Raw genomic sequence first — 13,623 nt, 5'->3', positions numbered from 1 at the left:
TCAAAAAGGGTATTTGGCGGAAATAGCGTACATTTGAGGTTCGCTATCACAGTAACCATCTCCCATCATGCCAGAGGAATTGGCTCAAGGGGCGGCACTAGGGTGTGTGCAAACTCCGAGGGGGGTTCAGACACGCCCTAGCAGGGGCTGCCAGCTGTCCCATCTGATCGCCCGCCGCCGCCTGACCGCCTTCCCGCAGGCAGATGGCGTGCCCCCGCAGATGATCGGGTCCCCGCAGATGGTCGGGCCCCCATAGATGGCGTGCCCCCGCAGATGTCGGGCCCCCGCGGGCCTACGGCCCCACTGCCCGGCAGGAGCCGCGGCTTATGAACTCCGCGGGAAAGCTGACGGTCTCGAAGCTGGAGCCGGAGCCGCTTTTCTTCTGCTGCATGCGGCTGATGGACTCCACGGCGGCCCGGGCCATCTCGTAGATGGGCAGCCTGACGGTGGTCAGGCCCGGCGATAACAGCGCCGCAGAGGGCACATCGTCATAGCCTGCCAGAGATATATCCTCCGGCACCCGGATGCCGGAGCGGGTAAACGCCTGCAGCGCCGAGATGGCCATATCGTCGTTGGCGCAGAACAGCGCCGTGGGCAGCCTGCCTGAGCGGGCCAGCCGCTCGGCCTCCGCGTAAGCGGCGTCCTTCAGAAACTGGCCCTGCAGGATAAATTCCTCCCGCATGGGCAATCCGTGCTGCTGCAGCGCCGCTTCATAAGCCTTGAAGCGCTCCCGGCCGGAATAGGTGTCCAGCCGTCCGGCCAGGATGCCGATTTCCCTGTGGCCCAGGCCGATAAGATGCTCCATCACCGCCATGGCGCCTTCATAATCCATGGAATTGACCACGGCCAGCCTGCTCTTATTCAGGCGGCTGCCGATAATCTCGGCAATGTCGTAGTCGATGAGCACAATGGGAGCCTGAAGCTCCGCCAGCTCGCTGACCATCTGCGGGTCGCGCCCCGAGCCGACAATGACCCCGCCGTCGATGCGCTTCTGCAGAAACGCCTGCTTCACCCGGAGGAAATCCTCCGGCGAATAGACCGTATGGATCAGCACATAGCTGCCTTTGGCATTGGCGTGATCCGTTACCGCATCCACGAACCGGGCAAAATAGCTGTTATCGTAAATGCGGCTGACCTCGGGCCGTTCGGCGGTGCTGACCACAAACAGGCCGATGGTGTCCGTTCCTTTGCCTGCCAGAACACGGGCGGAGGTGTTGGGCTCGTAATGATGCTCCTCGATCACCTTCAGCACCCGCTGCCGGGTTTCCTCCGGCACGTTGGAATAGTTGTTGATCACCCGGGAAACGGTGCTTCTGGAAACACCCGCCAGCCGGGCAATGTCCTCACTGCGCATGTGCTGAAAAGCCCCTTTCGTGAACACGCGTTTACAAGGCTATTGTAACCATTCCCGGAAGCGCTGGCAATACCTTTTTCGGATGGCGGGAATAGCGGCGCATCACCGGTCCCTAGTCTATCCATTGGTCGGGAGCGGCAGCATTCAAGGAATACCCGCCGGAAAAATGTTCGTCTGGACGTTTTTGGAAAACCATGGCATGATGATACCAGGAGCGGCAGCGTAAAACGGACGCGGAGATTGACAGCGCAATGCGGCTGAGGCATCCAACCATGCTCTGTGCCTGTACCTGCACTTGTACCTGTGTCTGCACTTGTGCCTGCGCCTGCACTTGTACCTGTACCCGTACCTGCCACCGGACAGGATATTGCCGCCGCCGTGAAGCAGCGCTCCGGCTTCATTCTCCAAGGGAGGACCTGCCATGAAATGGTACCATTCCGTGAGGCTGAAAATTATTCTGGGCTTTACCGTCGTCATCGTGCCCATTGTGGTTTTTCTGTTTTACAATAACATGTACTCCATCCGGATTGTCCGCGAGCAGATTTCCAGCAACTATGACAACCTGCTCCAGCAGTATGTTCAGAGCACCGACCAGATGCTGAACGAAACCGGCCTGTATCTGTACCGGTTTGTCAACGACCCGGATTTCACCACCCTCTACGCCTTCGGCACAGCCTCCAATGAATACTACCTGACCAAAATCCGCATCATGAGCAAGCTCACCTCCGGCATCGGCTACTTCAACGTCACCAGCTCCATTTTCATCTACTCGCCGGTTTATAAGGACTTGCTGCTGGCCAGCTCCGAGGATCACAACCGCCAGACCCAAAATATTACCCTCATGGCCGACAAGCTGGCGGAGAATGACGACGGCAAGTGGCATCTGATGGAGACTCCCGACGGTTATGCCATGGTGATGATCGCACCCATTTCCTCTGAGCTGATCGCCGGTGTTCTGGTGCATCCGGACAAGCTGATTGCGCCCCTGCGCAGCTGGAATCTGGGGCCGGGGGGAGAGGTCGCCGCCATGGACAGCAGGCACACCCTTCTCTCCAATACCCGCATCAGCGCCGATATCTGGGGCCGGTATGCGGAGAAAAAAGCCAGCCAGAAGGGCAACTATCTCCTGATCGACGACCCCCGGCTAAGCGAAAAAATGCTGCTGGTCAAGGCGGATTCCGCCGCTACCGGCCTTCGGCTGATGCTGGCTATTCCGGAAACCACCATTCTCCGTGGGTTGCCTTTTTTCCAGAAGGCTATTTATGTGACGCCCTTCGGCGTGCTGGCTGCGCTGGTTATCTACTTTCTGATTCTGCAGCGGATTCTGGTAGGGCCGTTTTCGGCTTTGGTCAAAGGTATGAGACGTATCGGCCAAGGCAAGCTGGATACCCGGCTGCCCACCGCCCGCAAGGGGGAATTCGCCTACGTGATGGCTGTCTTCAACGACATGGCCGACCAGATCCGCTCCCTCAAGATCAATGTCTACGAGGAAAAGCTACGCGTGCAGCAGGCGGAATATAAGCATTTGCAGGTGCAGATCAATCCGCATTTTTACATGAACAGCCTGAATATCGTTTACAATCTGGCGGTGCTGAAGGACTACCAGACCTTAAAGAAGCTGGCTCTGCATCTGGCGGATTATTTCCGCTTTACCATCCACAGCAGCCGTCCCCACATTACGCTGGAGGAGGATCTGAAGCATGTCGCCAACTACATGGAAATCCAGCGGCTCCGTTATCCGGATAATCTGGCGTTTGAAATCAGCGTCAGCGACGAGCTGAGGGGGGCGGCAATCCCGCCGCTCTCCATCCAGCCTTTTGCCGAAAATGCGATAATTCACGGGTTTAAGAACCGGAACCAGCCGTTTCACCTGTACATCCATGCACAGATTGCGGAGCAATCAGGCGAGCGGGAGGCGCAGATTTCCATCCGGGATACGGGGGTGGGCTTCTCCCAAGAGTGGCTGGAGAAATTCGCCGGAACCGATTGGCGTACCATTCAGGATGAGCATGTGGGGATCTGGAACGTGCTCCGGCGGCTGTCTATTTTTACAGGCAATAAAGCAAGGGTGAGGTTTCAGAATGCGGACGGCGGCGGCGCCGAGGTGCTGATCGCGCTGCCTCTGGAGACCAGACTTGGGAAAGGCGGAGAAAACCATGTACAACGTGCTTCTGGTGGATGATGAAAAATATGCGGTCAAAGGGCTGGCGGCGGGAATGGACTGGGAGGCGCTGGGGATTTCCGCGGTGCTGGAGGCTTATGATGTGGACCAGGCCAAGGAGCTGCTCTCCCAACGGGAGGCGGATATTGTCATCCTGGACATTGAAATGCCGGGCCAGTCCGGTCTGGAGCTGGCGGAGTGGCTCCGGGAGCAGCAGCCTCATGCGGAGCTGATTTTCCTCACCGGCCACGCCAACTTCAGTTACGCCCAGCAGGCCCTCTCCATGGGGGCGTTCCGCTATTTGCTGAAGCCGGTGGACCATGACCGGCTGTCGGAGATTCTTGTGCAGCTTTTGGACAAAATCCGCTCGGAGCGGGAGCTGCAGGATTACCGCAGCGTGTACCGGAAGTATTACAGCCTCTGGGAAAGCCAAAAGCCGCTCCTGGTCGAGCGGTTCTGGCAGGAGGTAATCCAGGGGCGCACCGCATTCCTGAGCGGCAAGTTGGATGCCGCGCTCCGCCAGTATGATATTCCTCTGGCCTCGGAGGACCGGCTGTTCCCGGTGCTGATCAGCATTGAGCAATGGCAGCAGGATTTCGGCGCGCGGGATGAGGAGATTATGGAGTATGCCATCCGCAAGGCCGCCGAGGAGCTTGTGCTGGACGGCAGCCCCGGGATGGTGGTGGGGGAGCGGAGCGGCAGCGGGCTGATCCTGTTTTACCGGTCTGCGGCCGGGGAGGCGGCAGCGGCGGAGAATGGGGTTTCGCTGGAGGAGAAATGCGAGGCCTTCATCCGTTCCTGCAATGAATATTTTCACTGCCGGCTGTCCTGCTATATCGGCGGCGAGGTGGGCATCACAGGGCTGGAGGAGGCTTACCAGCGGCTTTTGGAGGCGGAGCGGGCCAACGTCACCCGGACCGGCAGCGTCATTATCCCCAACGCGGCAGGCAAACCCGCCGCCCGCCCTGCTCCTCCGCCGCCCCTGGCAGAGTGGGCGCTGCTGTTGGACAATGGGCGCAAGGGGGAGCTGAGCGACCAGCTGAACCGGTATTTTAGCCGTCTGGAAAAGGAAGAGCTGTCTGTGGAGACCCTGCAGGCCGTTTACTTCGGATTGGCCCACCTCTGTCTGGATTCCGCGGTCAAGCAGGGGATTTCCCTGGGGGAGGTGCTGGAGGGCAGGGAAGAAGGGCTGGCCCTGTCTCCCGTCAAGTCCCTGGCAGCCCTGCGGCAGTGGTGTGCCCGCCTTTTGGAGCAGTATTGGGCCAAGGCGGCTGGTTCCGGGGAGCAGTCCCAGCAGCAATCCTCCATCATCGCCAAAATCAAGGAATATATCCAGCAGCATCCCCAAGAAGAGCTGGGCAGGGAGCAGCTGGCATCCTATGTGTTTTTGAATCCGGCCTACTTGTCCCGGCTGTTCCGCAAGGAAACCGGCCAGTCCCTGACGGAATATGTTCTGGAGGTGAAGATCGGCCACGCCCGCCGCCTGCTGGAGGAGTCCAACCTCAAGGTGGGCGCGGTAGCGGAGGCCATCGGCTACACCCATTTCTCCTATTTTGCCAAGCTGTTCAAAAAAATGACCGGCCTATCCCCCCACGAATATCGCAAAAAGCACCGCCGTTTGCCCTGACGCCAATGCCGCTTCCGCTCCTGCACAGGAGGGAGGCGGCTTTTTTTTAAAATCTAGCGAAGGGTTGGAGATGGTCGCGGACAGAGAATCCGTTATTTCCCCCATTTGGCCCTTTTGCCGATTTTCACGGACCGACGATTCGCTATTTCGCTCTGGAAGTGTGCAGAACCCCTGTTTTTTCACACTTAACGGAACCTGTGTCCGCTCCGGAGAAAAAAAGGCCGATTTTTGCAAAATAACGGAACCAGGGTCCGCCTGATGAGTCGCATGGTGCCAGCACGGTGCGGCACAGCACCAGCACGATGCCAGTACGGTGCAGCACAGCGCCAGCACGAAGTCAGGAGAAAGAGTTCAGTTGAAGGAGCGCACAGCAGGAGGGCGACTCTGGAGGAGATATTCCGAGGAGCTTTTCCAGCTCATTCCATGAAGTCACAAAAGTGCTGCTTAGGTGCCGCCATTATATAGTTTGCGGACGTCAAGAACCATACAATAAAGCTACAAACCAAACAATTCCCTAAGCTACAAACCAAACAATCCCCCAAGAGTGACGAAACGCTTCGAAGCAAAATTCCGGATACTTTTGGGGGAACCCCCGATGAAAATGCAGCAGTGTGCATTTTCGTATAAAAAAGACAAGGAGTGGTTCCCCATGGCCATGGAGCTCAAGACGCCTGCCGGTGTCGCCCCGGCTCCCGCATCCAGAACGGCGAAGCGGAGAACCCTGCACATCCTGAGGAAATACAAGGTGTTTTACTTCATGATGCTGCCGGCGATTCTGATTCTGCTGTTCAACAATTATCTGCCCATGATCGGCGTGCTGATTGCCTTCAAGAACATCAATTATACGGACGGCTACATCCATAGCCCCTGGAGCGGCTTCAACAACTTCCGCTTTCTGTTTGATACCAACGTGGCTTGGGAGCTGATCCGCAACACTCTTTTGTACAATACAGTGTTTATTCTGCTGAACCTGGTGATGGGCGTAGGGCTGGCCGTACTGTTCTCGGAAATGCGCAACAAACGGGCGGCTAAGCTCCACCAAAGCGCCATGTTCCTGCCCTACCTGCTCTCCTGGGTGGTCATCGGCTATCTGGTGTTTGCCTTTCTCGGCATGGAGCATGGGCTGCTCAATACGTGGCTGTTTCCCAAGCTGGGCTGGAATCCGGTGGAATGGTATACGGACAAAACCTATTGGCCCCTGATCCTGCCCCTCGTCAACACCTGGCGCAACGTCGGCTATTTCGCCGTCATCTATCTGGCCTCGATGCTGGGTATTGATCCCGAGTATTACGAAGCGGCGGTTATTGACGGCGCCACCAAACGCCAGCAGATCCAGATGATCACCATTCCTCTGGTGCGTCCCGTTATCATCGTCATGACCATGCTGCAGATCGGGCGGATTTTCTACGCGGACTTCGGATTATTCTTCCAGGTGACCCAGAATGCCGGAGCTTTGTATCCGGTGACGCAGGTTATTGATACGTATGTGTATCAGACCTTCATGGTCATGGGCGATATCGGCATGTCCTCGGCGGCGGGTTTGTTCCAATCGGTTATCGGCTTCCTGCTGGTGCTGGGCACCAACCTGGTTATCCGCAAAATCAGCAAGGAAGACGCCTTATTCTAATTCAACATAGGAGTGGATGCACATGGATGGGCAGGCTTCAATGTCTGTTAAGAATCCCAGGGCCCCCAAAACGCCCCATTACACTACAGGACCCTTGGCCATTTCCAAAGGCTCCAACATTGCCATTAATATTTTCTTCAGCATATATACGATCCTGTGCCTGATGCCGCTTGTTCTGATTATCATGATCTCTTTTACGGATGAAAGAACAGTTCTGATTAACGGCTACAGCTTCTTCCCGGAAAAATTCAGTCTCTCGGCCTACCAGTTCCTGCTGGAGGACTGGCGCCAGATTACCAAGTCCTTGGGCGTATCATTGTTCGTGACCATTGTGGGAACCGCCATCAGCCTGCTCATTATGGCGCTGTATGCGTATCCCATCTCGCGCAAGGATTTTCCCCACCGCAATATCTTCAGCTTCTTCATCTTTTTCACCATGCTGTTCAACGGCGGCCTGGTGCCCTGGTATCTGGTATACACCCAACTGGCCGATCTGAAAAACACCCTGGCCAGCCTGATTATCCCGCTGCTGGTCCAAGGCTTCTTCGTCCTGATGATGCGGACCTTCTTCAGCACTACCATTCCCATGGAGCTGATGGAGGCGGCTACTATTGACGGAGCCAGTGAAAGCAGGGTGTTCGCCCAGATTGTGCTGCCGTTGTCCTTGCCGGTGCTGGCGACGGTGGCTCTGTTTCAGACAGTAAACTATTGGAACGACTGGTTTCTAAGCCTGGTTTTCATTTCGGGCGAAAGCGGCAAAGGCATGGTCAGTCTGCAATTCCTGATGTACCGGACCATGCTGGATATCCAGTTCCTGTCCTCCAATACGTCGGCAGCCCAGGGGTTAAGCCAAAGCGGCGGGTTGTTGAATATCCCTACGGAAACTGTCCGGATGGCGATGGCGGTAGTGGGCATCGGTCCCATTGTGATTGCGTATCCCTTTTTCCAGCGGTACTTCATCCAAGGCCTGACCATCGGAGCGGTAAAGGGGTAGTGATCGGACGAAATTTTTTGGAAATTAGCAGTAGCTATATCCGGAAATTCCGGTTAGCATAGAAGTTGGACATATAAGGGAGGATAAGAAAAAAATGGCCAAATGGAAAAAAGCAGGATTGGCAGTGACGGCGGCGGCAGCACTGGCGATGACGGCAGGTCTGGCCGGCTGCGGCAGCAGTGATTCCGGCTCCGGCGCAAGCGCTTCCCCAACCGATGCCGCAAAAGCTTCACCTGCGGCAAGCGTGGCTGCAACCGCTCCGGCTGCGGCTGAAACGGCAAGCTCCCTGAAGCCCGCAAAGCTCAGACTGGTGTACCCTGGCTCCCCTCAGAAGGACCAGGCAGCGGTTACGGAAGAAATCAACAAGTATCTTCAGAGCAAGCTGAATACTACCCTTACGATTGAATCCTTTCAATGGGGGCAATGGGACAACAAGGTCAATTTGATGGTGGCTTCCCGTGAGGCCGTGGACATTATGTTTACCGCCCAGTGGTCCCAATACGCCGTGAATGCAGGCAAAGGAGCTTTCCTAGCGCTCAATGACGATTCCGGCAAATACGGCAACCTGCTCAAGAAACACGGGCCGGATATTCTGAAATCCTTTGACGACCAGATTCTGAAGGGCTCCCAAATCGACGGAAAGAATTACGGCGTTCCGGCATTGAAGGAGATGGCTTCGCAAGGCGGCATTGTATACCGCTCGGACATTGCCAAGGAGCTGGGACTGGAGGAAAAAATCCAGGCCGTAAAGAGCATCAGCGACCTGATTCCCATTTTGGAAACTGTAAAGGCCCAAAAGCCGGACATCACCCCCTTGTTCCTGCGTGACGGTGAAAACTTTAATGCCCACTTTTTTGCTAACTGGGATTATTTGGGGGATGGCAATATTGAAGGCGTAATCTTCAAGGACGGGAACGACACCAAGGTCATGAACCGGCTGGAGCAGGAGCGTTATAAGAGCACACTGAAGATTACCCGGGAAATGTTCACCAAGGATCTGATCAACAAGGATGCGTCCACAACCCAGCTGTCCACCAATGATGCGATGAAATCCGGCAAGGTGTTCATGATCGTATGCCCTCTGAAGCCCGGCAAGGATACGGAAATTGCTTCCCAGGTAGGGCTGGTGGGCAATCTGAAGCAGCTGGCCCTGAACACCAAAACCACCGCTACCAGTGAAACGGCAGGCTCCATGCTGGCAGTGAGCAGCACCTCCTCCGATCCCGAGCGGGCCATGATGGTTATCAACCTGCTGTACTCCGACAAATATTTGAACAATCTGCTGAACTTCGGCATTGAAGGTGTCCACTATAAGAAAACCGGAGACAACACAGTCGAACCCTCGGAAAAAACCGGCGACTACAGCCCCGGCGCAGCGTGGATGTTCGGCAGCCAGTTCCTGAACTACATCTGGAAGGGCGAAGCGGCCGACAAGTGGGAGCAGTTCAAGAAGTTTAATGAAGGCTCCCACTATTCCAAAGGGCTGGGCTTCACCTTCGATGTGAATGAGGCCATCAAGAACAAGGTGGCGGCCTCCATCACCATCCGCAAGCAATACGACCCGGCTCTGGATACCGGCTCCGTGGACCCTGACAAGGTGCTGCCGGAGTATGCGGCCAAGATGAAATCCTCCGCAGTCGATGAAATTATCGCCGAGAAGCAAAAGCAATTCGACGCCTTCCTCGCCAAAAATAAATAAGCAAATGGCGGCCCTGGTATGGGGCCGTTTTTGCATTTTTGCGGGGAAATGGAGGCGGGACAGCTGTAGCGGGAGGATGAACTCGAACCGGCAGTATGCTATCATGAGGCTAGGGCGTGTCTGACAACTCCGAGGGGAGCAGATTTGGCCGAATTTTCGTTCCAGGCAAGGCACTTTTCGTGAAGGCGTACCGGGGGTACGTCAAGCGAAAGTAACGCAGCAAGGGGCGAAAAGGCGGTGAAAGATGCCCTCAAGCGGGTTTTCAGACACGTCCTAAAGGAATATTTTGGAGACGGGAGTGGATATTGTGTCAAAGCCGGGAGCGCCAGCGATTCGCCGTTACTGGATGTGGTTTGCCGTGTACGCGGCAGCCATGGGAGTTTATTTGTATCTGACCCGGGGCAACGGTGTGCCCGAATCATACAGGGGCACTCCTGCCGACCCGGCCACCTTTATGAGCGCCCGGGAGCTTCGGGTCAGCGAAACCTACCCCGCTTGGCGGAATTGGCTGTTTTTTCTGCTTTCCCCTTGGGAATGGGGGCTGTATGTCATCCTTCTGTTCTCCGGGTGGGGCAAACGGCTCTATAGCCGGATGGAGAACCTGCGCTGGCCCTCACTCCTCCGGTTTACGGTATATGCCCTGGCTGTGCAGGCGGTTGCCTATTTCGGCTGTCTGCCGCTGCGGTTTGCCGGTTACCGGATGTCCCGCTTCTATGGCATCTCCACTCAAGGTATGGGGGGATGGCTTCGGGATAAGCTGGTGGAATTTGCCGTGGGAGCCATTCCGCTTGCTCTGGGGCTGGCCTTGGCCATGTGGCTGATCCGGCGGGGCGGACGGTGGTGGCTGAAGCTGTGGCTGGTGTCCATTCCCTTCATTGTGTTCATGATGGTGGTGCAGCCGGTTTTTATTGATCCCCTCTATAACAAATACAGCCGGCTGTCCGATCCGGTTCTGGAAGCCCATATTCTCGCCATGGCCGATGAGGCGGAGGTACCGGCGGAGCGGGTTTACGAGGCTAACATGTCCGCCAAAACCAATGCTTACAACGCCTATGTCAACGGTATCGGACCAACCCTGCGGATTGTGGTTTGGGACACGCTGTACCGGCTGGATGAAAGCGAAATTCTGCCCATTGTGGCCCATGAAATTGGCCATTATGTGCTGCATCATCTGGAATGGAGCACACTTGGGCTCGTCGGCGCGGCTCTGGTTCTGCTCTATCTCGGCCAGGCGCTTTACCGGTATGTGTACCGCCGCTGGGGAGAGGCCTGGGGCTTGCGCGGTCCGGGAGATCCGGCAGCCGCTGCGGCGCTGCTTTTGCTGTTGTCGGTGCTGAGCTTTGCCTCGCTGCCTTTTTCTAATTTGGTATCGCGGCAGGCGGAGCGGGCGGCGGATGAATATGGGCTGAAGCTGGCCCACACTCCCGAAGGGGTGGTGAGCATGAATCAGAAGCTCACTGCCGCCACCTATGATGATGTGTATTCCCCTTTATTGGTGCGCCTGTTCCGGGACACCCATCCTTCTTCAATGGAGAGAATCCATCATGCCGATGAATACGCCCGCAGCTTCCGGAAATGACAGCCGCCTGTATGTATACGCTCTGGCGGGCATCGGGACTGCTCCCGGGTTCATGCAGGAATTTCATGGTGAGCTGTCCCGGCGGCTTGCGGCAAGCACCGGCTTCACGGCGGCAGGCGGACTGCTGTATCCGTACGGAGAGTGGAGCCGTTCCGTCCGCAGGCAGATTTGGGAGGTGTGGCGGGATATCCGCCTGCCTGCCGGGGCGTGGGCGCGCTCCTATGGCGTAGCCGCGGTGCGCCGGGAGCTGGAGCCTGCGGCCCGGGGCAGCGGGCCGGTGGTGCTTGTGGGCCACAGCGGCGGGGGGACTGCCGCTGTCCATGCCGCCGACATGCTGCTGGCGGCAGACCCGGAGCGGCCCGTAGCCGTTGTGCAGATCGGCTCGCCGCGGAGCCCTGTGCCTCCTGTGCTGCAGGAGGCAACGGTCTATTGCTATGCCTGCGGCCCCGACGGCAGGGGCCGCGACCCAGTGTGCCGCCTGGGCAGCTGGCGGGCGGCGGGGGAGCCGCGCGGCCGGCTGCCTGTTGGCCGCGCGGTTTGGCGCAAGCCCGGGCAGCTGGTTCCGCTGCCCATAGCCGGACGCCACCCGGATTATTTCCGGGGGCATCTGCGCGCAGCCGGGGGAGCGTCCAATCTGGAGCTGGCGCTGGAGACGGTGGAGAAGCACATCCAGGGCTTGTGGCCGCAGCTGTTCGGGGAGGAGGAGCGGGCTCCGTTCTCCTAACCACGGTGAATACCCTCGCTGCGCGCCTTCACTTCGGGAAACCGGGGAACGAAGGGGTTTTCGTGGGCAAACCATCAGCCATCATAGCTGAAATTTCATACATATTCGCTCACGAAATGGTGTTTTGGGCAATTGTACGCGAAATTTCATATCCAATTGCCCCAACGGGGGCTATTTCTAGAAATTGTATGCGAAATTTCATACTCAATCCTGCAAATGGGGTCATTCCTGGAAATTATACTTGAAATTTCACATATGATGGCCGAAACGGCAGTCTCCCGCAAATTGGGTGTCACGATGGTCAAGCCGAAGCTCATACACTTGAAGAGAAGCCTCTTACAAGGAGTGAGCAAAATGGCAGCATGCGGCGCGTGGAAATACAGAAATGTAACCCCATCCGTTTATCAGACGTTGCAGAACCTGGGCAGACAATATGGCGCTGCGATACCCGGCACCCCGTCCGGGCGGTTTTCGTTGAAGGTAGCTGGAATTCAGGTAGGGTTTTCGTATTCCTGGGATGTACGGTTTGGCACCCTTGTTCTTGTATGCGAATCCAAACCGGTTCTAGTCAGCTGCTCATTGATCAAAAACGCAGCAGACAAAATCATGTCCGACAGCGGAGCCAGGCCCTATTGACATGAAGAGCAGGGAAAGCGCTGCACTTCGTACAGACCGGATAGAATCCGCAGGAACGGGCAGCCGCTCCAGCGGATTTTTTCCGTTGGAACGCAAGCCCGACAAAAAAAGCTCCTCCCGGCCTCATGCCGGAGAAGGAGCTTTTTTGTGGCCAAGGGTTCTTACAGCCCGGAGGCCGCCTCCTGTTCATCTGCCCAGTATCCGCCCAAGGCTTGCAGAAAGGGTTTGCCCGGCAGGTAGTGGTTGGCCAGGATGGTGCGTACGGTGCCGGTTTTGGCCCGCATGACCACGGATTCCGTCTCCGCCCGGCAGCCGGGCAGGAAGCGGACGCCTTTCAGGAACTCGCCCGGGGTGATCCCGGTGGCGGCAAACAGCACATCCCCTTTGCCCACCAGATCGTCCATAGTCAGAATCTTCCTCGGGTCCGCAATGCCCATGGACAGGCAGCGGTCAAACTCGGCCGCGTCTGCCGGCATCAGCCTGCCCTGGAAATCGCCCTCCAGGCATTTCAGGGCCGCTGCGGCAATCACCCCCTCCGGCGCTCCGCCGGAGCCTACATACATATCGATCCCCGATTCGGCAAACGCCGGGGCCATAGCTCCGGCCACATCTCCGCCGGGCAGCAGCTTGACGCGCACGCCCATTGCCCGGAGAATGGCGATTTTTTCCGCATGGCGGTCACGTTCCAGGATAGATACCGTCAGGTCGGAGACGGCTCTCTTCAGAATCCGGGACGCCTTCTGAATGGTCACGTCCAGCGGATCGGCCAGGGAAACCTTGCCCTTCAGCTGCGGCCCTACCGCCAGCTTCTCCATATACATGTCGGGCGCATGGAGGAAATGTCCCTTGGGGGCTACGGCCATCACCGCCAAAGCGCCGGGCAGGCCTTTGGCCGCCAGGTCCGTTCCTTCCAGGGGGTCCACCGCCACATCCACCTCGGGGCCTTGGCGGTTCCCCACCCTTTCACCGATGTACAGCATAGGGGCCTCATCCATTTCGCCCTCGCCGATGACCACCGTTCCCTGAATGGAGACCGAATTGAACATGGAACGCATGGCGGCCGTAGCCGCTCCGTCCGCTTCCGTCTTCGAACCCCGCCCCATCCACTTGGAGGAGGCCAAAGCCGCCAGCTCCGTTACCCGTACCATTTCCAATGCCAATTCTCTCTCCATGTCCATCCGCTCCTTTTTCCACAAATAAGAGTGTCTAATTGTCTGATTTC

9 protein-coding genes are annotated in these 13,623 nt (G+C 57.2%); 7 read left to right on the top strand and 2 right to left on the bottom strand.

Annotated elements, in window-relative coordinates:
- Nucleotides 1–292: 292 nt before the first annotated feature.
- Complete coding sequence (locus DQG13_RS11525) at nucleotides 293–1,354, bottom strand: LacI family DNA-binding transcriptional regulator (RefSeq protein WP_113019905.1); 1,062 nt, start codon at nucleotides 1,352–1,354, stop codon at nucleotides 293–295.
- A gap of 421 nt (nucleotides 1,355–1,775) precedes the next feature.
- On the opposite strand from DQG13_RS11525, the gene DQG13_RS11515 reads away from it, so the two are divergent.
- The 7 genes from DQG13_RS11515 (at nucleotide 1,776) to DQG13_RS11485 (ending at nucleotide 11,765) form a co-directional block, all read left to right on the top strand.
- Complete coding sequence (locus DQG13_RS11515) at nucleotides 1,776–3,536, top strand: sensor histidine kinase (RefSeq protein WP_113019903.1); 1,761 nt, start codon at nucleotides 1,776–1,778, stop codon at nucleotides 3,534–3,536.
- Complete coding sequence (locus tag DQG13_RS11510) at nucleotides 3,511–5,142, top strand: response regulator transcription factor (protein ID WP_181592708.1); 1,632 nt, start codon at nucleotides 3,511–3,513, stop codon at nucleotides 5,140–5,142. The genes DQG13_RS11515 and DQG13_RS11510 overlap by 26 nt, the downstream gene beginning before the upstream one ends.
- Before the next feature lie 649 nt (nucleotides 5,143–5,791).
- Nucleotides 5,792–6,769 carry an ABC transporter permease gene (locus DQG13_RS11505; protein WP_258525630.1) on the top strand — a complete coding sequence of 326 codons (978 nt, stop codon included), beginning with the start codon at nucleotides 5,792–5,794 and terminating at the stop codon, nucleotides 6,767–6,769.
- A 40-nt stretch (nucleotides 6,770–6,809) separates the two neighbouring features.
- Entirely contained in the window at nucleotides 6,810–7,763 is a 954-nt protein-coding gene (locus DQG13_RS11500; protein WP_113019971.1) for a carbohydrate ABC transporter permease, read from the top strand.
- 94 nt (nucleotides 7,764–7,857) lie between these two features.
- Nucleotides 7,858–9,462 carry an ABC transporter substrate-binding protein gene (locus DQG13_RS11495; protein WP_113019901.1) on the top strand — a complete coding sequence of 535 codons (1,605 nt, stop codon included), beginning with the start codon at nucleotides 7,858–7,860 and terminating at the stop codon, nucleotides 9,460–9,462.
- A gap of 307 nt (nucleotides 9,463–9,769) precedes the next feature.
- Nucleotides 9,770–11,041 (top strand): M48 family metallopeptidase, encoded by a 1,272-nt coding sequence (locus tag DQG13_RS11490; protein ID WP_258525629.1) that lies wholly within the window; start codon nucleotides 9,770–9,772, stop codon nucleotides 11,039–11,041.
- On the top strand, nucleotides 11,007–11,765 hold the full coding sequence (locus DQG13_RS11485; protein ID WP_181592707.1) for an RBBP9/YdeN family alpha/beta hydrolase: 759 nt from the start codon (nucleotides 11,007–11,009) through the stop codon (nucleotides 11,763–11,765). Before DQG13_RS11490 ends, DQG13_RS11485 begins: the two co-directional genes overlap by 35 nt.
- Before the next feature lie 797 nt (nucleotides 11,766–12,562).
- On the opposite strand, the gene glpX is transcribed toward DQG13_RS11485, so the two are convergent.
- Complete coding sequence (gene glpX, locus DQG13_RS11475; RefSeq protein ID WP_113019897.1) at nucleotides 12,563–13,573, bottom strand: class II fructose-bisphosphatase; 1,011 nt, start codon at nucleotides 13,571–13,573, stop codon at nucleotides 12,563–12,565.
- Nucleotides 13,574–13,623: the final 50 nt, after the last annotated feature.

Source organism: Paenibacillus sp. YN15 (assembly GCF_003285005.1).
In the GTDB taxonomy this organism is placed as follows: domain Bacteria; phylum Bacillota; class Bacilli; order Paenibacillales; family NBRC-103111; genus Paenibacillus_AR.
Note: the sequence above shows the minus strand (reverse complement) of the source record. Positions and strands in the feature narration are given on the sequence as shown.